The 20,971-nt window shown below is 59.6% G+C and carries 16 protein-coding genes; 11 read left to right on the top strand and 5 right to left on the bottom strand.

Annotated features, from left to right (window positions below):
• From bamA to accA, 9 genes are all read left to right on the top strand, one after another.
• The gene (gene bamA / locus LG31_RS0119630; protein ID WP_033116089.1) at window positions 1–2,541 is read left to right on the top strand and encodes an outer membrane protein assembly factor BamA; all 2,541 of its coding nucleotides are present in this window, start codon (window positions 1–3) and stop codon (window positions 2,539–2,541) included.
• 149 nt (window positions 2,542–2,690) lie between these two features.
• The gene (locus LG31_RS0119625; RefSeq protein WP_033116088.1) at window positions 2,691–3,203 is read left to right on the top strand and encodes an OmpH/Skp family outer membrane protein; all 513 of its coding nucleotides are present in this window, start codon (window positions 2,691–2,693) and stop codon (window positions 3,201–3,203) included.
• A gap of 3 nt (window positions 3,204–3,206) precedes the next feature.
• Window positions 3,207–4,226, top strand: coding sequence for a UDP-3-O-(3-hydroxymyristoyl)glucosamine N-acyltransferase (gene lpxD / locus LG31_RS0119620; protein WP_033116104.1), 1,020 nt, complete (start codon window positions 3,207–3,209; stop codon window positions 4,224–4,226).
• Window positions 4,227–4,250: 24 nt separating this feature from the next.
• On the top strand, window positions 4,251–4,712 hold the full coding sequence (gene fabZ / locus LG31_RS0119615; RefSeq protein ID WP_005338559.1) for a 3-hydroxyacyl-ACP dehydratase FabZ: 462 nt from the start codon (window positions 4,251–4,253) through the stop codon (window positions 4,710–4,712).
• Window positions 4,713–4,717: 5 nt separating this feature from the next.
• Window positions 4,718–5,509 (top strand): acyl-ACP--UDP-N-acetylglucosamine O-acyltransferase, encoded by a 792-nt coding sequence (gene lpxA / locus LG31_RS0119610; protein WP_033116087.1) that lies wholly within the window; start codon window positions 4,718–4,720, stop codon window positions 5,507–5,509.
• Window positions 5,502–6,641, top strand: coding sequence for a lipid-A-disaccharide synthase (lpxB, locus tag LG31_RS0119605; protein ID WP_033116086.1), 1,140 nt, complete (start codon window positions 5,502–5,504; stop codon window positions 6,639–6,641). Before lpxA ends, lpxB begins: the two co-directional genes overlap by 8 nt.
• A 75-nt stretch (window positions 6,642–6,716) precedes the next feature.
• Complete coding sequence (gene rnhB / locus LG31_RS0119600; protein ID WP_033116085.1) at window positions 6,717–7,307, top strand: ribonuclease HII; 591 nt, start codon at window positions 6,717–6,719, stop codon at window positions 7,305–7,307.
• A gap of 68 nt (window positions 7,308–7,375) precedes the next feature.
• Window positions 7,376–10,855, top strand: coding sequence for a DNA polymerase III subunit alpha (dnaE, locus tag LG31_RS0119595; protein WP_033116103.1), 3,480 nt, complete (start codon window positions 7,376–7,378; stop codon window positions 10,853–10,855).
• 15 nt (window positions 10,856–10,870) lie between these two features.
• Window positions 10,871–11,821, top strand: coding sequence for an acetyl-CoA carboxylase carboxyl transferase subunit alpha (gene accA / locus LG31_RS0119590; protein ID WP_033116084.1), 951 nt, complete (start codon window positions 10,871–10,873; stop codon window positions 11,819–11,821).
• A gap of 155 nt (window positions 11,822–11,976) precedes the next feature.
• Here the strand turns inward: accA and LG31_RS0119585 are convergent, their stop codons facing one another.
• Together LG31_RS0119585 and tal are read right to left on the bottom strand one after the other, a co-directional pair.
• Window positions 11,977–12,159, bottom strand: a complete 183-nt coding sequence (locus tag LG31_RS0119585; RefSeq protein WP_005338547.1) for a DUF3545 family protein — start codon at window positions 12,157–12,159, stop codon at window positions 11,977–11,979.
• 159 nt (window positions 12,160–12,318) lie between these two features.
• A complete protein-coding gene (tal, locus tag LG31_RS0119580; RefSeq protein WP_033116083.1) occupies window positions 12,319–13,269 on the bottom strand; it encodes a transaldolase in 951 nt (316 codons plus the stop codon).
• A 711-nt stretch (window positions 13,270–13,980) separates the two neighbouring features.
• Between tal and LG31_RS0119575 the strand changes: the two genes are divergently transcribed.
• A complete protein-coding gene (locus LG31_RS0119575; RefSeq protein WP_033116082.1) occupies window positions 13,981–15,411 on the top strand; it encodes an alanine/glycine:cation symporter family protein in 1,431 nt (476 codons plus the stop codon).
• A gap of 71 nt (window positions 15,412–15,482) precedes the next feature.
• Here the strand turns inward: LG31_RS0119575 and LG31_RS0119570 are convergent, their stop codons facing one another.
• The 3 genes from LG31_RS0119570 to LG31_RS0119560 are packed head-to-tail and all read right to left on the bottom strand — an operon-like array spanning window position 15,483 to window position 19,340.
• Window positions 15,483–17,453 carry a transglutaminase TgpA family protein gene (locus LG31_RS0119570; protein ID WP_033116081.1) on the bottom strand — a complete coding sequence of 657 codons (1,971 nt, stop codon included), beginning with the start codon at window positions 17,451–17,453 and terminating at the stop codon, window positions 15,483–15,485.
• The gene (locus LG31_RS0119565) at window positions 17,440–18,423 is read right to left on the bottom strand and encodes a DUF58 domain-containing protein (protein WP_033116080.1); all 984 of its coding nucleotides are present in this window, start codon (window positions 18,421–18,423) and stop codon (window positions 17,440–17,442) included. The genes LG31_RS0119570 and LG31_RS0119565 overlap by 14 nt, the downstream gene beginning before the upstream one ends.
• Window positions 18,420–19,340, bottom strand: a complete 921-nt coding sequence (locus tag LG31_RS0119560) for an AAA family ATPase (RefSeq protein ID WP_033116079.1) — start codon at window positions 19,338–19,340, stop codon at window positions 18,420–18,422. Before LG31_RS0119560 ends, LG31_RS0119565 begins: the two co-directional genes overlap by 4 nt.
• Window positions 19,341–19,552: 212 nt before the next feature.
• On the opposite strand from LG31_RS0119560, the gene ampC reads away from it, so the two are divergent.
• Window positions 19,553–20,701 (top strand): FOX/MOX family class C beta-lactamase, encoded by a 1,149-nt coding sequence (gene ampC / locus LG31_RS0119555; protein ID WP_033116078.1) that lies wholly within the window; start codon window positions 19,553–19,555, stop codon window positions 20,699–20,701.
• The last annotated feature ends 270 nt before the right edge of the window (window positions 20,702–20,971 follow it).

Genomic DNA, 20,971 nt, shown 5'->3' with positions numbered 1-20,971 from the left:
ATGGCTGTTAAAAAAGCATTGGTGTTGAGTTGCCTGCTGGGCGCCAGTTTCCTGGCCCAGGCGGCCCCTGCCTCTTTTGTGGTGCAAGATATCCAGGTCGAAGGTTTGCAACGGGTGACCCTGGGTGCGGCACTGTTGAACCTGCCGATCCGGGTTGGCGACTCTGTCGACTCCGTCGCATTGGCGAATGCCATCAAGAAGCTCTACTCCTCGGGCAACTTCGAGGATGTGAAGGTCTATCGCGATGGTCAGGTGCTGCAGGTGATGGTCAAGGAGCGTCCGACCATCTCCAGTATCGAGTTCTCCGGCAACAAGGATATCAAAGAGGAGCAGCTGACTCAGAGTCTGGAGTCCTCCGGCATCCGTGTCGGCGACCCGCTGGATCGCACCGTGCTTACCTCCCTCGAAAAAGGGCTGGAAGATTTCTACTATGGCGTGGGCAAGTACTCCGCCAAGGTCAAGGCCATTGTCACTCCGCTGCCGCGCAACCGGGTCGACCTGAAGTTCACCTTCGTCGAAGGTCAGGCCGCCAAGATCCAGCAGATCAACATCGTCGGCAACAGCGTCTTCCCGGAAGACAAGCTGATCGCCCAGCTCTCCCTGCGTGACGAGGTGCCCTGGTGGAACTTCACCGCGGATCAGCGCTATCAGAAGCAGAAGCTGGCCGGTGATATCGAAACCCTGCGCTCCTACTACATGGACCGCGGTTATATCCGCTTCCAGCAGGAGTCCACTCAGGTCTCCATGACCCCGGACAAGAAGGGCGTCTACGTCACCCTCAACATCAAGGAAGGGGATCAGTACAAGGTCTCCGGCGTCCAGCTCAAGGGCGATCTGATCGACCGCGGCGGCGAGATGAAGGGGCTCATCCCCATCGAAGCGGGCAGCACCTACTCTGCGAGCCAGGTTACCCACACTGAAGAGGTGCTCTCCAAGTTCCTCGGTCGTTATGGTTACGCCTATCCGAAAGTGGTCACTTTCCCGCAGATCAACGACAAGACCAAGGAAGTCGAGCTCATCGTCAACGTTGAGCCGGGTCCGCGCGTCTACGTGCGCAACATCAACTTCACCGGCAACGCCACCACCGAAGATCAGGTGCTGCGCCGCGAGATGCGCCAGATGGAGGGTACCTGGCTCTCCTCCGACAACATCGAGCAGTCCAAGAGCCGCCTCAACCGCCTGGGTTACTTCGAGAGCGTGGAAGTGGATACCAAGCGGGTACCGGGCAACGAGGATCTGGTCGATCTCGACTTCAAGGTCAAAGAGCAGCCAGCCGGCTCCATCAACGCGGGTGTGGGTTACGGTACCGAATCGGGCCTGAGTCTGCAGGCCGGTATCTCCCAGGACAACTTCATGGGAACCGGCAAGCGGGTTGCCATCAACGCCAGTACCAACGACTACTCCAAGAACGTTGATCTGAGCTATAACGACCCCTACTTCACCGTCGATGGCGTCAGCCTGGGTGGCCGGGTCTACTACAACCAGTTCCGCGCCGATGATGCGGATATCGTTGATTACGAAAACGAAACCATCGGTTTCCGTCTCTCAAGCGGCTTCCCGGTCAACGAGTTCAACCGTCTCGACTTCAGTACCGGTGTTGAAAGCACCAAGCTGAGCCGTCCGTCATTTAATGCCCAGAACTATCAGGAGTGTCTGAAAGACAACCCGGATACCAATGGCAACACCTACTGCTGGGATCAATGGAACGACAATCGCCAGTCGGTGCAGATGGATCAGTTCTGGAACCTCTATTCGCAGGATGGCTCCAACCTCGACTTCGTGACTGTCGACCTGACTGCAGGCTGGACCCGCTCCACCCTCAACAAGGGGATGTTCCCGACTGCCGGTGATCGCCAGCGGGTCAACGCCAAGGTGACTGTGCCGGGCATGGAGCTGCAGTACTACAAGCTCTCCGCCGAAGATGCCCACTACTTCCCGCTCGATGCGGATCACAACTGGGTAATGATCGGTAAGGGGCGCGTCTCCTACGGCAATGGCTATGGCAATGACTCCATGCTCCCCTTCTTCGAAAACTACTACGCTGGTGGTTTCGATACGGTGCGTGGCTTCAAGAGCAATACCATTGGTCCCAAGGCGATCTACAAGGTCTATAACAAGCCAACTGTTGCTGGACAAAGTCCGACCTGTCAGACAAATGCTGACGGTTCTTGCTTGTACGAAGGTTCCGACACCTCGGTCGGTGGCAACGCGCTGGCTGTGGCCTCGTTCGAACTGGTCTTCCCGACTCCGTTCGTCTCCGAGACCTACCGTCCGCAGATCCGCTCTACCGCCTTTATCGATGCCGGTACTGTCTGGAGCACCGATTTTGCCAATGGTGCCTACCCCTGTGCCGCCGGGGCAGATTGCAACTACTTGAGCCAGGACTACTCCAGCCCGGGCAACATCCGGGTCTCTGCCGGTGTCTCCCTGCAGTGGCTCTCGCCCATGGGCCCGCTGGTATTCGCACTGGCCAAGCCGATCAAGAAATATGAGGGTGACCGTACCGAGTTCTTCTCGTTCAACATCGGCCGTACCTTCTGATGAGTGTTTCACCCCCACCCATGCGGTGGGGGTATTCAATGATGGGACGCGCAGCTTGCGTGCCTCACCAGGTAACAAGACGGTGTCAATGCCGCTTGCATAATCGGGTAAATCAGGTAGCCCTCGCCATGAGGGAACAAGGAGTAAGTGTGAATAAAGCGTTGAAAGTAGCTGGTTTGAGCTTTGCACTGATGGCTGCCGGCATGGGTTCTGCCTTCGCTGAGACCAAGATTGCAGTGGTCGACATGGGCGAAGTTTTCCAAAAGCTGCCCCAGCGTGAAGCCGTTGCCGCCAAGCTGAAAGGCGAATTCGAGCCGCGCATGCGCGAGCTGCAGAAGCTGGAACAGGAAGGCCAGAAGCTGGTCGAGAAGTTCCGCAAGGATGAAGCCTTCATGAGCGCCGAGCAGAAGAAGCAGAGCCAGGAGAAGCTGGCCAAGCTGCAGATGGAGTTTAACCAGAAGCGCCAGGCATTCGAGCAGGACAACGGCCGTCGTCAGTCTGAAGAGCGCAACAAGATCCTGACCAAGGTGCAAGCTGCCATCGACTCCATCGCCAAGAGCAATGGTTACGATCTGGTGCTGGAGCGTAACGCCGCCCCGTATGCCGCCAGCAAGCTGGACATTTCCGGCCAGGTTATTTCTCAGGTAAGCAAGAGCAACTAATTGATGGCATTTACTCTCGCACAGCTGGCCCAGCAACTGGGGGCCCAGGTCCATGGCGACGGAACCCTGGAAATCCGCAAGGTAGCGACACTGGAAAAGGCCGGGGAGGGTGAGATTACCTTCCTGTCCAACAAGAAGTACCGCTCTTATCTGGAGCAGAGCAAGGCGACTGCTGTGCTCATCACAGAGGCGGATCTCCCTTTCTGTCCCACCAATGCGCTGGTGCTCAAGGATCCCTACGTGGGTTTTGCCCGGGTAGCCCAACTGCTGGACACCACCCCGCAGCCGGCCACGGATATCCATCCTAGCGCCGTTATCGCGGCTGACGTGCAACTGGGCGAGAGAGTGGCCATCGGCGCCAATGCAGTGATCGAATCCGGCGTAGTGCTGGGTGACGATGTACGCATTGGCCCGGGCTGTTTTGTTGGCAAGCATACCCGGCTGGGAGCCCGCTCCCGGCTGTGGGCCAACGTCACCCTCTATCACAATGTGACCATGGGCACCGACTGTCTGGTTCAATCCGGCACAGTGATCGGGGCCGATGGTTTCGGTTATGCCAACGAGCGTGGCGAGTGGATCAAGATCCCCCAGCTCGGCGGTGTGACCATTGGCAACCGGGTCGAGATCGGTGCCTGTACCACCATTGACCGCGGTGCGCTGGAAGATACCCGCATCGCTGACAACGTCATCATCGACAACCAGTGCCAGATCGCCCACAACGTCGAGATCGGCTACGGCACTGCCGTGGCGGGCTCCACCGTGATGGCAGGTAGTCTCAAGGTCGGCAAATACTGTATCATTGGCGGCGCTTCCGTCTTTAACGGGCATATGGAGATCTGCGACCAGGCCACCGTCACCGGTATGGCCATGGTGATGCGACCCATTACCGAGCCCGGTGTCTACTCTTCCGGCATCCCTCTGCAAACCAATAAAGAGTGGCGCAAGACCGCCGCCCGGGTGATGCGTATCGAAGAGATGCACAAGCGGTTAAGCAAGCTTGAGAAGAAGCTGGATCAAGAATAATCACGATTGGTATAGGGTACTGTTTTGACTACTGAAAAGAAGAGCCTGGGCATCCAGGAAATCATGGATCTGCTGCCCCACCGTTATCCGTTTTTGATGGTGGATCGTGTAGACGACTACGAGATCAGCGATGAGCGCAAAACCCTGCGCGCCATCAAGAACGTCTCCTTCAACGAGCCGATCTTCCAGGGGCACTTTCCGGCCAAGCCGGTGTTTCCGGGCGTACTGATCCTGGAAGCGATGGCACAGGCCACCGGTATCCTGGCCTTTACCATGGTGGGCAAGCCGTCCCCCAATGAACTCTATTACTTTGCCTCAATCGACAACGCTCGCTTCAAGCGTCCAGTCGGCCCCGGTGACCAGCTGGTGCTCGACGTGGAGTTCCTGAAAGAGCGTCGCGGTATTGCCAAGTTCACCGGTGTCGCCACCGTCGATGGTGAAGTGGTCTGTACCGCCGAGCTGATGTGCGCCAAACGCGAGGTTTAACACACGTGATCGACCAGACTGCCACCATTCACGATACTGCTATCGTCCATGAGTCTGCCGTGATCGGTAAAGGGGTTGAAATCGGCCCCTTTTCTGTCATCGGCGCCGAGGTAGAAATCGGCGACAACACCTGGGTGGGCTCCCACGTGGTGATCAAGGGGCCGGCCAAGATTGGTCGTGGCAACAAGATCTTCCAGCACACTTCCATCGGTGAGGATTGCCAGGACAAGAAGTACGCCGGCGAGCGCACTTTCCTCGAGATTGGCGACAACAACGTCTTTCGCGAGAACTGCACCGTACACCGTGGCACCATTCAGGATCAGAGCCTGACCAAGGTGGGCAGCGGTAACCTGTTCATGGTCAACGTTCACGTTGCCCACGACTGCATCATCGGTGACAACTGCATTTTCGCCAACAACGCGACCCTGGCGGGCCACGTGGTGATCGGCGATTTCGTGATCTTCGGTGGTCTCTCTGCCATTCACCAGTTCGGCCGCGTTGGCTCCCACGCCTTCGTCGGTGGCTGCGCCGCCCTGAACAAGGATGTGCCGCCCTACGTGATGGCTGCCGGCAACTACGCCAAGCCGTTCGGGGTCAACTCCGAAGGTCTGCGTCGCCGCGGTTTCAGCGCGGAGGCCATCTCTGCCGTCAAGCGTGCCTACAAAGAGATCTTCCGCTCTGGCAAGACCATCGAAGAGGTGCTGCCGGTGCTGATCGAGATGGCGCAAACCGAACCGGCCGTCCAGCTCTATGTGGACTTCCTCAAAGACAACGAGCGCGGGATCATCCGTGCCTGATCCGGTTCGTATCGGTATCGTCGCCGGAGAAGTCTCCGGCGATATTCTGGCTGCCGGTCTGGTGCGCGAGCTGCAAGTCCGCTACCCGGATGCACAGTTCGAAGGGATCGCCGGGCCGCGCATGCAGGCTCTGGGCGTCAAGGCCCTGTTCGAGATGGAAGAGCTCTCCGTCATGGGGATCACCGAGGTGCTGGGGCGTCTGCCGCGTATCCTCAAGGTTCGTCGCGAACTGCTGCGCCACTTTATTGCCAATCCGCCCGATATCTTCATCGGCGTGGATGCACCGGATTTCAATATCGGGGTGGAGCTGAAACTGCGCCGCGCCGGTATCAAGACGGTTCACTATGTCAGCCCCTCGGTGTGGGCATGGCGTCAGAACCGCATTCACAAGATCAAGGCCGCCACCGACATGGTGCTCGCCTTCCTGCCGTTCGAGAAAGCTTTTTACGACCGTTTCGAGGCCCCTTGCCGTTTTGTCGGCCACACCATGGCGGATGACATTCCGCTGGTGCCGGATCAGGCCGCCGTGCGTCGCCAGCTGGGCATCGATGCCAACCGCCGCTGGCTGGCGGTACTGCCGGGCAGCCGCACGGCGGAAGTGGGCTTTATGTCCCCCCTGTTTCTCGAGGCGTGCAAACACCTGACGGTACGCTATCCGGATCTCGGTTTTATCGTGCCGCTGGTCAACCAGAAACGGCGTGAGCAGTTCATGGCCATCAAGGCTGAAGTGGCACCGGATCTCGAGATGGTGCTGCTGGAAGGGCAGGGGCGCGAGGCGATGATCGCCGCCGATGTGGTGATGCTCGCCTCCGGTACCGCGGCGCTCGAAGCCATGCTGGTGAAAAAGCCTATGGTGGTGGGCTACAAGCTCAAGCCCTTCAGCTACTGGCTGGCCCAGCGGTTGGTGAAGACCGAATTTGTCTCCCTGCCCAACCTGCTCGCCGGTCGCATGCTGGTGCCGGAGTTGATCCAGCACGAATGCACCCCGGAGAATCTGGTGGAAGAGGTGAGCAAGTATTTCGAGCACGACAACAGTGCGCTGGTCAACACCTTCACCGAGCTCCATCAACTCATTCGCTGCAACGCCGATCTGCAGGCTGCCGAGGCGGTAGCAGAGCTGCTCGGCAGATAGTGCCCGGGCGGCCGCAGGGGCTGTGCCAACGCGACGTCAGGCCCTGCGGGGCCTGTTTTGATTCAAGGCTACAAGATGATGATCGATATTCCTGACGACAAGCTGGTTGCCGGTGTGGACGAAGTGGGCCGTGGCCCCCTGGTGGGCGATGTGGTCACTGCCGCGGTCATTCTCGACCCGGCCAATCCGATCGCGGGGTTGGCGGACTCCAAAAAACTCTCCGAGAAGAAGCGCCTCGCCCTGTTTGACGAGATCAGGGAGAAGGCGCTGGCCTTCGCCATCGGCCGAGCCACTCCGGAGGAGATCGACGAGCTCAACATCCTGCATGCCACCATGCTGGCGATGCAGCGTGCCGTGGCGGGGCTGAAGGTGACGCCCGAGCTGGTCTTTATCGATGGCAACCGCTGCCCGGCTCTGCCGATGGAGGCGCGCGCCGTGGTCAAGGGCGATAGTCTGGTGGCCGCCATCAGCGCCGCCTCGATCCTCGCCAAGGTGACCCGTGATGCGGAGATGACCGAGCTGGACAGCCGTCATCCCGAGTACGGTTTTGCCCGCCACAAGGGTTATCCGACTGCAGAGCACCTCGCCATTCTGGCCGAGCGCGGCCCGCTGCCGGAGTATCGCAAAAGCTTCAAGCCGGTGCGCCGCGCACTGGGGCTCGAATAATCCATGCGGATCTGTCTGAACGATTTCTGCCTTGGCTGGTTCTGCTTGCGTAATGAGAGGGCATGACGATGGCTGACCCCCGTTTTATCCATTTGCGAGTCCACACCGACTTCTCCATGGTGGATGGACTGCAGAAGATCAACCCGATCGTCGGGGCTGCCGCGGCCGACAACATGCCGGCGATTGCCCTGACCGACCAGATGAACATGTGCGGTCTGGTGCGCTTCTATGGTGCCGCCCACGGCAAGGGGATCAAACCCATCGTCGGGGCCGACTTCTGGGTGCAGAGCGAGGAACTCGGTGATGAGCAGTTCCGCCTCACCCTGCTTGCCATGGACAACGAGGGCTACCAGAACATCACTCTGCTCATCTCCCGCGGTTATCAGCGCGGCCATGTGCAGGGGCGTCCGGTCATCGACAAGGCCTGGCTTGCCGAACACGCCAAGGGGGTGATCGTGCTCTCCGGCGGGCGCGAGGGGGATGTTGGCAAGTTCCTGCTCAAGGGCAACCGCCAGATGACCGAGCAGTGCGTCGCCTTCTATCAGACCCACTTCCCCGATGCCTATTACCTCGAGCTGCTGCGCACCGGCCGCTCCGACGAGGAAGTCTATCTGCACATGGCGGTGGCGATTGCCACCGAGTTCGCGCTGCCGGTAGTGGCGACCAACGAGGTGGTGTTCCTCAACGCCGATGACTTCGACGCCCACGAGATCCGGGTCGCCATCCACGATGGCTATACCCTGATGGACAAGCGCCGTCCCCGTCGCTATAGCCCGCAGCAGTATCTGCGCAGCCAGGAGGAGATGTGCGAGCTGTTTGCCGACATCCCGGAAGCGCTGGAGAACACGGTGGAGATCGCCAAGCGCTGCAACGTGACGGTGCGTCTCGGCGAATACTTCCTGCCCAACTTCCCGACCGGCGATATGACCACCGAAGATTTTCTGGTGGCCAAATCGAAAGAGGGTCTGGAAGAGCGTCTCGAGTTCCTGTTCCCGGATCCGGCGGTGCGGGCCGAGCGCCGTCCCGAGTATGACGAGCGTCTCGACATCGAGTTGAAAGTGATCAACCAGATGGGCTTCCCGGGTTACTTCCTCATCGTGATGGAGTTTATCCAGTGGTCCAAGGACAACGGCATCCCCGTTGGCCCGGGCCGTGGCTCCGGTGCAGGCTCTCTGGTGGCCTACGCCCTCAAGATCACCGACCTCGACCCGCTGGAATTTGACCTGCTGTTCGAACGTTTCCTCAACCCCGAGCGGGTATCCATGCCCGACTTCGACGTCGACTTCTGTATGGATCGGCGCGACGAGGTGATCGAGCACGTTTCCGACATGTATGGCCGGGAGGCGGTGTCGCAGATCATCACCTTCGGCAGCATGGCTGCCAAGGCGGTGGTGCGGGATGTGGGCCGGGTGCTGGGTCACGCCTACGGTTTTGTCGATCGCATCTCCAAGCTCATTCCGCCGGATCCCGGCATGACTCTGGCCAAGGCGTTCGAGGCCGAGCCCAAGCTGCCCGAGCTCTACGAGCAGGATGAGGAGGTCAAAGACCTCATCGACATGGCCCGCCGGCTCGAAGGGGTAGTTCGCAATGCCGGTAAACACGCCGGTGGCGTGGTGATCGCGCCCACCAAGATCACCGACTTTGCGCCGCTCTACTGCGATGACGAGGGTCATCACCCGGTCACCCAGTTCGACAAGAACGACGTGGAATACGCCGGTCTGGTGAAGTTCGACTTCCTGGGTCTGCGAACGCTCACAATCATCGACTGGGCGCTCGGCATGATTAACCCGCGTCTTGCCAAAGAGGGCAAGCCGCCGGTCGACATCGCCGCCATCCCAATCGATGACAAGCGCTCGTTCGACCTGCTGCAGCGCTACGAGACCACAGCGGTATTCCAGCTTGAATCCCGCGGCATGAAGGATCTCATCAAGCGGCTGCAGCCCGACTGCTTCGAAGACATGATTGCACTGGTGGCCCTGTTCCGACCGGGCCCGCTCCAGTCAGGCATGGTGGATAACTTCATCGACCGTAAACACGGTAATGAAGCCATCTCCTATCCGGACGAAAAGTGGCAGCACGAGAGCCTCAAGCCCATCCTTGAGCCCACCTACGGCATCATCCTCTATCAGGAGCAGGTGATGCAGATTGCCCAGACGCTGGCGGGCTACACGCTCGGTGGCGCGGACATGCTGCGCCGGGCGATGGGTAAGAAAAAGCCCGAGGAGATGGCCAAGCAGCGGGCCGGTTTCGAAGAGGGCGCCATCAAGAATGGCGTCGACGGCGAACTGGCGATGAAGATCTTCGATCTGGTGGAGAAGTTTGCGGGCTACGGCTTCAACAAGTCGCACTCCGCTGCCTATGCGCTGGTCTCCTACCAGACCCTCTGGCTCAAGACTCACTTCCCGGCCGAGTTCATGGCGGCGGTCATGACCGCCGATATGGACAACACCGACAAGATCGTGACCCTGGTGGACGAGTGCCAGCGGATGGGGCTGACCGTGATCCCGCCGGACGTGAACACCGGCCGCTATCGTTTCAGCGTCAATGAAGACGGTCACATCGTCTACGGTATCGGCGCGGTGAAAGGGGTCGGTGAAGGCCCCATCGACGCGATTCTGGACGCTCGGGATCGGGACGGCCCGTTCCGCGATCTGTTCGACTTCTGCAACCGGGTCGACATCAAGAAGCTCAACAAGCGGGTGATGGAGAAGCTTATTCTCTCCGGCGCCATGGATCGGCTCGGCCCCCACCGCGCCGCCCTGATGGCGACCCTGGAGGAGGCGATGCGCGCCGCCGAGCAGCACGCCAAGGCGCAGGCGGTGGGGCAGGTCGACATGTTCGGCGTGCTCACCGAGGAGATTGACGACGTCAAGAAGGCGTTCGCCAATGTGCCGCACTGGCCTGACAAGGTGTGGCTGGAAGGGGAGCGCGAGACCCTAGGGCTCTATCTCACCGGTCACCCTATCAACCAGTACAGCGGCGAACTGCGTCGTTATACCTCGGGTCGCCTGTGCGACCTGCATCCTACTTCCCGCGATACGGTAACCACGGCGGCAGGGCTGGTGATTGCCGCCCGCAGCATGGTGACCAAGCGCGGCAACAAGATGGGGATCTTCACTTTGGACGACCGCTCCGGCCGTCTGGATGTGACACTTTTCAGCGAAGCGCTGGAAAAGTACGAAGAGTTGATGCAAAAAGACCGTATTTTGGTGGTTTCTGGACAGGTCAGCTTTGATGACTTCTCCGGTGGCCTTAAAATGTCGGCCCGTGAATTACTGGATATCAACGATGCGAGGGAGCGTTTTGCCAGAGCAATTCGCATCTCCCTTGATGAACAGCGTATCGATGATCGTTTTTTTCCGCGTTTGTGCGAGATTTTGGAGCCCGCCCGTGCCGGAGTCTGTCCGGTTCAGGTAAACTATCGTCGCCCCGGTTCCCGGGTGCGATTGACGCTCGGTACCGAGTGGCGGGTGACGCCCACCGATCAACTGTTAGATGACTTGCGCGTCCTGCTTGGGCGAGAGCGGGTCGAGTTGGTTTTTGATTAGAGGTTCTAAGGCCCTATGAGTCTTTTTCTGGATTTTGAACAGCCGATTGCCGAGTTGCAGGCGCAGATTGATGAACTCAAGCATGTGAGTGAAGGCAATCGTGCCGTGGATCTTAAAGACGAGATCCATCGGCTGGAGAAGAAAAACGAAGAGCTGACCAAGAAGATCTTCGGTGATCTGGGTGCCTGGCAGGTATCCCAGATGGCGCGTCATCCCCAGCGCCCCTACACCCTCGACTACCTCGAGCATATCTTCACCGATTTTGACGAGCTGGCTGGCGATCGCGCCTATGCCGACGACAAGGCCATCGTCGGCGGTATCGCCCGTCTCGACGGCGAGCCGGTGATGGTGATTGGTCACCAGAAGGGTCGCGAGACCAAGGAGAAGATCAAGCGCAACTTCGGCATGCCGCGCCCGGAAGGGTACCGCAAGGCCCTGCGCCTGATGGAGATGGCCGAGCGCTTCAAGATGCCGATCATCACCTTTATCGACACTCCGGGCGCCTACCCGGGCGTGGGTGCCGAGGAGCGTGGCCAGTCCGAAGCGATTGCCCGCAACCTGAAAGTGATGGCCGGTCTGACCGTGCCGGTAGTCTGCACCGTGATCGGTGAAGGCGGCTCCGGCGGCGCACTGGCTATCGGCGTGGGTGACCGCGTCAACATGCTGCAGTACTCCACCTACTCCGTCATCTCGCCGGAAGGGTGTGCTTCCATCCTGTGGAAGAGTGCCGACAAGGCCTCCGTGGCGGCCGATGCCATGGGCATCACTGCCCAGCGCCTGAAAGAGCTCAAGCTCATCGACTCCATCGTCGAGGAGCCGCTTGGTGGCGCTCACCGCGATGTCGCCAAGATGGCCAAAAACCTCAAGGCGCGCATCAAGCAGGATCTGGATGCCCTGCGCCCGCTCGATAGCGAGCAGCTGCTGGAGCAGCGTTACCAGCGTCTGCTGGGCTACGGCTACTGCTAAGTCCACTTGCTCTGCTCTGCACCAAGCCCCCGTCGATACGGGGGCTTTTGTTTTATGGCCCTTTAACAAGCAGTCAGGCGTGTTTCTGAGCACTGGTTGGAGGCAACAAAAAAGCGCCCCGGGTGAGCGGGGCGCTTTTGCCAAGATTGACTCGATTACAGCTCAATCTCGTCGGTCAGACCTTCATAGGCGATATCGATTGATTGCAGCTCCTTCTGCAGGCGGTGCTTGTCTTTCAACGCCTCAATCTCGCGCCATTTGCGTTTTTTTCCCGTTGTCCCGCGGCTACGTGAACCGAGCTCAACTACCTCGTCATAATCGAAGTTGAACATTTCCATGGCTCCCTCCTTGGTTTTTATCGTTTTCACCATCCGTATAACATAACGAGGTTAAAAATAAAACGTTTTCGTTACAGCTCTATGACCGTGCTAAAAGTCGGGTACAAAAAAACCGGGCTCCCCTGGGGGAGCCCGGTTTTTCGTAGAAAAATTAACCGATTACAGGCGGCCAGCCAGCATGGTTTCCAGCTTGCCCTGGTCGATGGCAAACATGCGGATACCTTCGCCCAGCTTCTCGTGAGCCATGGCGTCCTGGTTCAGCTCCCAGCGGAATTCTGCCTCGGTCATCGGGGTCGGTTTGGCCTTGCGCTCACCGGTGTAGTCCAGCTTGCGTACCACCGCGCCTTCAGCCTTGCTCAACTCTTCCAGCAGGGCCGGGCCAATGGTCAGGCGGTCGCAGCCTGCCAGCTCCAGGATCTCACCGGTGTTGCGGAAGCTGGCGCCCATGACCACGGTCGGGTAGTCGTGCTGCTTGTAGTAGTTGTAGATGGAGGTAACGGAGACCACGCCCGGATCTTCACTGGCGGTGTAATCACGGCCATTTTTGGCCTTGTACCAGTCGAGGATGCGACCCACGAACGGGGAGATCAGGAAGGCGCCGGCTTCGGCACAGGCGCGGGCCTGGGCGAAGGAGAACAGCAGGGTCAGGTTGCACTGGATACCCTCTTTCTCCAGCACTTCGGCGGCACGGATCCCTTCCCAGGTTGAGGCCAGTTTTATCAGGATGCGGTCGTTGCTGATACCGGCTTCGTTGTAGAGACGGATCAGTTTGCGGGCCTTGGCGATGCTGGCGTCGGTATCGAAGGAGAGACGGGCATCCACTTCGGTGGAGATACGGCCCGGAACGATCTTCAGCACTTCCAGACCGATGTTGACTGCCAGCTTGTCGCCCGCGTCGATGATTTGCTGTGCCTTGTCCTGGCTCTGGGATTTGGCCCACTTGATGGCGTCTTCGATCAGCGGTGCGTACTCGGGGATCTCGGAGGCTTTCAGAACCAGAGAGGGGTTGGTGGTGGCGTCGATGGGCTGATAGCGTTTGATCGCTTCGATATCGCCGGTGTCGGCAACAACAGTGGTCAGGGCTTTCAGCTGGGTTAATTTATCGGCCATAGCGAATGTCATCTCTTAATGAGGGAGTAATCCCTGGGTTGCGGGCTTGAGACGGTGGTTCTGAAATAAAATTACAGGATCTTGATGCCTCAGGCTCAAAAAAGCGCGATGGGTATGACCCATCGTCATTGCCTGCCTAATTAATACTTATGTGGTGCTTCCTGCAATAGGGGCACTTGGCTGTTAAATATTCAGGCTGTTGAGATATTCCGTTTTAATGTGAAAAACATACTGATTTATAAGGTTTTTTTATGTTTTCGGCAGAGTGTTTCCGGTTTGCGGCCAAGCTATTTTTTTTAGCCAATATTCATATTTGCGTGGCCGATCACATAAATTATTGAGTTGCATACTTGAAATTTTCTTACAGCGAAAACGTTTTGCGAAATATCCCCTCTTGAAAGCCGTTTCATGCAAGCGTTTGCCTGTTTCTGACGGAGAGAAATAGGCCGACAGAAAAATACTCCTATGGAGCTATATTCGCGTTTGTCTGATTAAATTATTGGATTTGTTGAAAGTTTGCGATTTAAATGGAGCTTTAGTGGCGTTTTCCGTTCGTTTTTTGTGTCCAGAGTGATCGGGATCACTATTCCGGGTTCTTCCGCTGTGCTAGATTCCGCCCCTTTAGCGACACGATAATTAAACAACAGACAGAAAGCGGCCTGTGTACGCAGATTTGCACTGGCCATGGATGTGAATAACAACGAGAGAATTATGGACACCTTGATTGCGATGCTAAACGACCTGATGTGGGGAGCCGTGCTCATCTACCTGCTCATCGGGGTCGGTATCTTCTTCACCTTCCGCCTGGGTTTTATCCAGATCCGCCACTTCGGCCACATGTTCTCCGTGCTGAAAAACAGCCGTAAATCGGACAACGCCGGCATCTCCTCCTTCCAGGCACTCTGCACCAGCCTTGCAGCCCGGGTCGGCACCGGCAATCTGGCCGGTGTGGCCGTTGCCATCTATCTGGGTGGCCCCGGCGCCATCTTCTGGATGTGGCTGATCGCCTTTATCGGCATGTCGACCGCCTTCGTTGAAAGCACTCTGGCCCAGCTCTACAAGGTCAAGGATGAGGATGGCAACTACCGTGGCGGCCCTGCCTACTACATGGAGAAGGGGCTTGGCATGCGCTGGATGGGGGTGCTCTTTTCGCTCTGCCTCATTCTGGCGTTTGGTCTGGTGTTCAACGCGGTGCAGGCCAACTCCATCAGTCTGGCGATGAAGGTTGCCTTCGGTATTCCTGACTGGGTCAGTGGACTGGCGCTGGTGCTGCTCTCCGGCCTCATCATCTTCGGCGGCATTCGCGGCATCGCCCGTTTTGCCGAGCTGGTGGTGCCCTTCATGGCGCTGGCCTACATCCTGCTGGCGCTGGTCATCGTGGCCATGAATATCAGCGAGCTGCCCCACGTGATGATGCTGATCTTCAAATCCGCCTTCGGCATTGAACAGGCGGGTTCGGGAGCGCTCGGCTATGCCATCTCCCAGGCGATGATCAACGGCATCAAGCGCGGTCTCTTCTCTAACGAGGCGGGCATGGGCTCGGCTCCCAACGCAGCGGCCACCGCTACTCCCTATCCGCCGCACCCGGCCTCCCAAGGCTATGTGCAGATGCTGGGGGTCTTTATGGACACAATCATCATCTGCACCTGTACCGCGGCCATCATCCTGATGTCAGGCCAGTTTGAGCCGGGCTCCGGTGTGACCGGTGTGGAGCTGACCCAGCGGGCGCTCTCCTCCCAGATTGGTCATGGCGGCAATATCTTCATCGCGGCGGCCATCTTCTTCTTCGCCTTCACCTCCATTGTGGCGAACTACTCCTATGCCGAGACCAACCTGGTGTTCCTCGAGCACAACCACAAGGGCGGCCTGATGCTGTTCCGGATGTTTGTGCTGGGGATGGTGATGTTCGGCTCGGTAGGAGAGCTGCCGACCGTCTGGGCGATGGCGGATGTCTCCATGGGGCTGATGGCCATCGTCAACCTGGTGGCGATCCTGCTGCTCTCCGGCGTCGCCATCAAGCTGGCGAAGGATTACAACGACCAGCTCAGGCTGGGCAAAGTGCCCACCTTTGATGCCAACAAGTACCCCGAGATCCGCTCCCAGCTGGAAGAGGGTATTTGGGATAATCCCGTCAAAAAGTAATCCGTGTTGCATGATGTGAAAGAGAGGGGAGCCGGTGGCTCCCCTCTCTTTTTATGCCTTGTGTGATGCGCTTATGGCTGGCGATCCCAGCTCTGGCAAATCTGGCGCACTCGCCGTTTCAGCTGTCGCTGGCAGCGTTTCTGCTGATGGGCGGTGAGCGGCCCGTAACGCCAGCGCCGGTAGATCCAGGCCGCCTGCAGCAAGGGGCGGGATAGATCAGGGCGCAGCGTTGCCAGTCGTTCACACCACTGGCCCAGCGTCTCGCCCGCTTGCACTGTGCAGCCGACCGCTTTTCCCCGGTGCAGCAGTGGTTGCCAGATCCGCAGGGTTGCGGGTTCGCGGGTAGGCCAGAGGAGCGGCAGGCTGACCATCAGAGCGACCAGTAGCAAACTGAGCAGGATAAGCCAGGGGGTCTGCCCGGCCAGCGATGGCCAGCGCAGTGCAACCTGTTGCCAGAGCTGGCTGGCATCGTGCCCCAATACCCAGCGACTCCACTGGTAGTCGAGATTGTTGCCCCACCAACGCAACTGGTTGAGCAGGGCCCAGCTGCGATAGCGCTGCAAAGAGAGGGGATCGGCGGTGGCAAACTGCTCGCCGAGCGCCTGCGCCATATTACCTTCTATCCGCTCCGGCGCGACGGCAGCGGTCGGGTCGAGGCGCTGCCAATGATGCTGCCGGTCGAGATACTCCACCCAGGCATGGGCATCGAACTGGCGGACCGCCAGATAGCTGCCCTGCGGATTCCACTCGCCGCCGAGATAGCCGGTCACCAGTCGTGCCGGAATACCGGCTGCGCGCAGCACAAAGGCAGTCGCCATGGCGTAGTGGCCGCAAAATCCCCGCCGGGTATCGAACAGAAAATCGTCCACCCCATCCGGGCCAAGCCGCGGCGGTGTCAGGGTATAGGTGTAAGGTTGGCTGCGAAATAGGGTCATCAGGGCGCCGACCAGCGCGCTCGGTTCGGGATAACGGGTGGCAAGCTCCCGGGCATAGGCCCGCGCCTGTGGATTGCCCTCGACAGGTAGCTGGAGGTTGCGCTGCCGTTCACGCTCTGTTGCGTCGGGGAGAGTTGCTGTGCTGACCCGATAGCGGATGGCCAGCTCGTTGCTCCCCTGTCGGTAGAGGGTAGCGATCGGAGTGGCTTGTACCGGCCCCTCCACCACGCGTGGAGCCGTCATGGCGAAGGCCCAGCGATGGCGCTGCGGCTCGGCGAGCACTTCATAGCTCCCTGCGGGCAGCGGGCTATCTGATAGCGTGGATGCCACGCCAAGCAGTGGGATGGTTTGCTGCCATCTTTTCACCTCAGCGCTCAATTGCCAGCGCCGTCCGTCAAAATACTCCTGCCGCATGACCGGAAAGTAACGCTCGTGCGCCGGCGGCGGGCCATCGGCAAAGGTGACGCGAAACACCAGCTCGGAGGAGCTGACCAGCTCGCTGATGTCGCCGGGGGCCACCTCTTCCGAGAGGCCCGTCAGGGCGCGGTTGGCAGTCGGCATCTGCCAGAGCGGTGGCAACTTTGGCAGCACGATAAAGAGGGCCAGCAGCAGGGGAAGGGCGAGCAGCAGTGCGCCGCCTGCGCTGCGCCATGGGTGCTTTTGTTGTGGGACCGCGGCATTGACCAGTGCAGTGACCGCCAGCCAGAGCGAGAGCGCCAGCAACAGCGCCCAGCCGATGCTCTGACGCTGCACCAGTGCCAGCGCAATCAGAAAGAAGGCGAGCAGCAGCACCTGTTCGACATCCCGATCGCGCCTAACCTCGATGACCTTGAGGCTGTAGCCGAGCCAGAGCAGGTTGACCAGCGCAGGCAGGGTGCCCAATCCTCGCCACTGCAGCAGGAGCATCAGCACACAACCGATGGCCAGTATCGCCAGCACTCGTGCTGGTGGAGGACGCCAGCCCCGCCACAGCATCATGGCGCGGGTAAACAGGGTGATGGCGCCCACTGCCATGACCCAGAGCTGTAGCTGGGGCCAGAGTGCGGCAATGAGCAGCAGCTGTTGCAGGGCGATAAGGGGCAGCAGACGCCGGTTATCGAGCAACATCCGTTCTGCCCTCGTCTGCCGGGTTATCCAGTTGTGCCAGTGCCAGCAGGCAGCGCTGCACAAATGCGGGGCAGCTATCAGGCCCCAGCGTCTCCCGGGCTAGCGTCAGGGAGAAGGGGATCCCCTGTTTGCCATAGTCGCAGCACCACCAGGCTAGTACCGCCAGCCGCTGTTCCAGATCGCCACCTGCTACCCGCGACAGACTGAGATGGCGGCCAGCCTGATGCGGTTCACAGAACTGCTTGCTCAGCAGGCCGCGCCCCTGTGCCAGTTGCTTCCAGGCGATCCGGCTCATGGCTTCGCCCTGTTGGTGGGCCCGCAGAGTATCAAAATCGCCGATGGCGGCGGGCAACATATCCCTCTGCTGCTCGTCGGCTGTGGTGCTCTCACCCTCCCGCAGCGGGCCATAGACAGCCTTGGGGTAGACCCATCCCTCCAGTTGCAGATCCGGCAGCGACCAGCAGCGAAAGAGGCCGAGGGGATAGCGGCTCTCGACTTTAAGCCGGCCAAGGGGGAGGCGACCGCGGCGCCGACCCGTTACCGGCAACAGCAGGTCGAGGGGCGTGGAGCCTATCTCGGCATGCCAGAGCGGGCTATCGCCCAGGGTGAACTGAACGCCGTAGATCGGGCGCGGGCTTTGTACCCGTATTCTGATGGGGAGCTGGCTGCCCGCCTCGCCGGTGGCGGTGGGCCCTCCCATCAAGGCCAGACCCAGCAGGTTGCGATGGGTGAGCCACATGGCCGTCATAAACAGGCTGCCGAGGCAGTAGGCAACCAGCAGCACCAGATTGTTCTGGTAGTTGGTGCCGAGCAGGTAGATGGCGAGCAGTACCAGCAGATAGAGCAACCCCATGCGGGTGGGCAGGATGAACAGGCTGCGCGGCCCCAGCGTGATCTGGCGCGCCGGAGGGATGCGGCGATCAAGCCAGCGCAACTGCCAGCGATCCCTTAGCTGGCGCCAGCCAGTCATGGCCGATCCGGATCGACGCTGGCCAGCAGCCGCTGGCTCAGGGGGCAGGCTTCGCCGTGCTGCACGCCAAAACTGCCCCGCAACCGGTGCTCCGCCACATAGGGAAAGACCGCCTGCACATCTTCCACCGTGACGAAGCGTCGTCCCGCCGCCAGCGCCCAGGCCCGGCTCACCGCCAGCAGGGTTTGGGCCGCTCTGGGGGAGAGGGGCTGCGGCAGCTCGCCATCAAAACGGCTCTGCTGTACCAGTGCCAGCAGGTAGTCGAGGGTGGCATCCGAGAGGTGAATGGCCTCGGCTTCGGCTTGCAACAGGGCCAGGATATTTGCGTCCAGCAGGCAGGGGAGGGGCTGGCTCTGCTGCTGGCCGCGCAGCAGTCGGCGCTCCGCCTCGTGAGGAGGGAAACCGAGTGAAAGCCGTACGGCAAACCGGTCGAGCTGGGATTCGGGCAGGGGATAGGTGCCCGCCTGATCGGCCGGGTTCTGGGTGGCGATGACGAAGAAGGGGGTTGGCAGCGGGTGAGTGTGGCCCTCGATGCTCACCTTCTGTTCGGCCATCGCCTCCAGCAGCGCACTCTGCACCTTGGGGCTGGCGCGGTTGATCTCGTCGGCCAGCAGTACCTGGGTGAAGATGGGGCCGGGGTGAAAGGTGAAGTGCTGCTGGCGGGGATCAAAGATCTGCAGGCCCAGCAAATCGGCGGGTAGCAGATCGGCGGTAAACTGCATCCGGCGGCAGCTCAGTCCCAATACCTGCGCCAGCGCCTGAGCCAGAGTGGTCTTGCCCATGCCGGGCAGATCCTCGATCAGCAGGTGGCCACGGGCCAGCAGGGTTACCAGTGCAACCTTGAGCTGCAGTGGTTTACCCAGAATCACCTGTTCCAGCGCTGTCAGCACCGCCGTGATCTGTTCCTGTGATTTCACTATTCCTCCCGCTTTCGGCTTGTCCGTATCTTGCTTCTCTCTTTTGGCACCTACAGCTTATACGCCAGTCACTCAGGGCGGGCTCAGTACGCCGTAAAACCATTGAAATGGCCCGTTTTTTCAATGACTTCACACCGACTTCACGGTTGTTCACGCTCAGCTCACCAAGCTTCCTTATGATGCACTTCTCAACTCATCAAAAGACAGATGTCATGAAACAACCAACAACTCTTTCGCGGTTGGCGCTGGGTTCCCTGCTGATCTCTTCATTCGCTTCTGCCGAGCAGGATGCTCCTCTTACCGCCATCGTGGATGGCGCCATTCAACCCGTGCTCAAGGAGTACCGGATCCCGGGGATGGCGGTCGCCGTACTGAAAGATGGCAAGGCCCACTACTTCAACTACGGCGTTGCCAACCGCGAGAGCGGTCAGCGCGTCAGCGAGCAGACCCTGTTTGAAATCGGCTCGGTCAGCAAGACTTTGACCGCGACCCTCGGTGCCTACGCCGTGGTCAAGGGGGGCTTCAAGCTGGATGACAAGGTGAGCCAGCACGCAGCCTGGCTGAAAGGGTCTGCCTTTGATGGTGTGACAATGGCCGATCTTGCCACCTACAGTGCAGGGGGCTTGCCACTGCAGTTCCCCGATGCGGTAGACTCGGCAGAGAAGATGCAAGTCTACTACCGCCAGTGGACGCCGCTCTTTGCCGCCGGTACCCAACGGGAGTACTCCAACCCCAGCATAGGTCTGTTCGGCTATCTGGCTGCGAGCTCTCTGGGCCAACCCTTCGAGCAACTGATGAGCCAGACTCTGTTGCCGGGGCTCGGCCTTGCCCACACCTACCTCAAGGTGCCTGCGGCAGCCATGGGCGATTACGCCTACGGCTATGCCAAAGAGGAGAAACCGATCCGGGTCAATCCGGGAGTGCTGGCGGACGAGGCCTATGGCATCAAGACCAGCTCGGCGGATTTCATCAAGTTTGTCGAGGCCAACATGACCAAGCGGGGTGATGCCGCCATGCAGCAGGCCATTGCCATGACTCATACCGGTTTCTTCTCGGTAGGAGAGATGACTCAGGGGCTGGGCTGGGAGAGTTATGCCTATCCGGTGACCGAACAGGTGCTGCTGGCGGGGAACTCGCCGGCGGTGAGCTACAAGGCCAATCCGGTGGAACGCTTTGCCGCGCCCAAAGATATGGGGGAACAGCGACTCTACAACAAGACGGGATCGACCAACGGCTTTGGCGCCTATGTCGCCTTTGTCCCGGCCAAGGGTATTGGCATCGTCATGCTGGCCAACCGCAACTATCCCAACGATGTCCGGGTCAAGGCGGCCTACGCCATTCTGAGCAAGCTGGCCGACTAATCACGGGCGTAGCGTTTTACTGAAAGCAAGTGCACCGGGATTGCCCGGCGCACTTTTATTGCGTTTATTTTTACTCAGCTCACGGTGTTCTTCTGCCTGGCGGCTTGTCCATCCAGTTGCCTTAATCGCACACCGGTAGAAACAATATTTCCATTTTGGAATGTATCGATCGCCATCTCTTCACTAGGTGTGGTGGTAGCCCCCCCCTATAGTGCTCCGCATAGTCACCCGCTTGCCTGCTGTTTGCCGCACTTTTGGCAGAACAGGGGC

The sequence above is a fragment of the Aeromonas lacus genome (genome assembly GCF_000764665.1).
Lineage (GTDB): Bacteria > Pseudomonadota > Gammaproteobacteria > Enterobacterales > Aeromonadaceae > Aeromonas > Aeromonas lacus.
This window is presented reverse-complemented; position numbering and strand designations above follow the sequence as displayed.

Coding starts and splice junctions, on each gene's coding strand:
- lpxD (WP_033116104.1), top strand. CDS start 3,207: ATGGCATTTACTCTCGCACAGCTGGCCCAGCAACTGGGGGCCCAGGTC.
- LG31_RS0119570 (WP_033116081.1), bottom strand. CDS start 17,453: ATGTTGCTCGATAACCGGCGTCTGCTGCCCCTTATCGCCCTGCAACAG.
- LG31_RS0119585 (WP_005338547.1), bottom strand. CDS start 12,159: ATGGAAATGTTCAACTTCGATTATGACGAGGTAGTTGAGCTCGGTTCA.
- LG31_RS0119575 (WP_033116082.1), top strand. CDS start 13,981: ATGGACACCTTGATTGCGATGCTAAACGACCTGATGTGGGGAGCCGTG.
- bamA (WP_033116089.1), top strand. CDS start 1: ATGGCTGTTAAAAAAGCATTGGTGTTGAGTTGCCTGCTGGGCGCCAGT.
- LG31_RS0119565 (WP_033116080.1), bottom strand. CDS start 18,423: ATGACTGGCTGGCGCCAGCTAAGGGATCGCTGGCAGTTGCGCTGGCTT.
- rnhB (WP_033116085.1), top strand. CDS start 6,717: ATGATGATCGATATTCCTGACGACAAGCTGGTTGCCGGTGTGGACGAA.
- tal (WP_033116083.1), bottom strand. CDS start 13,269: ATGGCCGATAAATTAACCCAGCTGAAAGCCCTGACCACTGTTGTTGCC.
- accA (WP_033116084.1), top strand. CDS start 10,871: ATGAGTCTTTTTCTGGATTTTGAACAGCCGATTGCCGAGTTGCAGGCG.
- ampC (WP_033116078.1), top strand. CDS start 19,553: ATGAAACAACCAACAACTCTTTCGCGGTTGGCGCTGGGTTCCCTGCTG.
- dnaE (WP_033116103.1), top strand. CDS start 7,376: ATGGCTGACCCCCGTTTTATCCATTTGCGAGTCCACACCGACTTCTCC.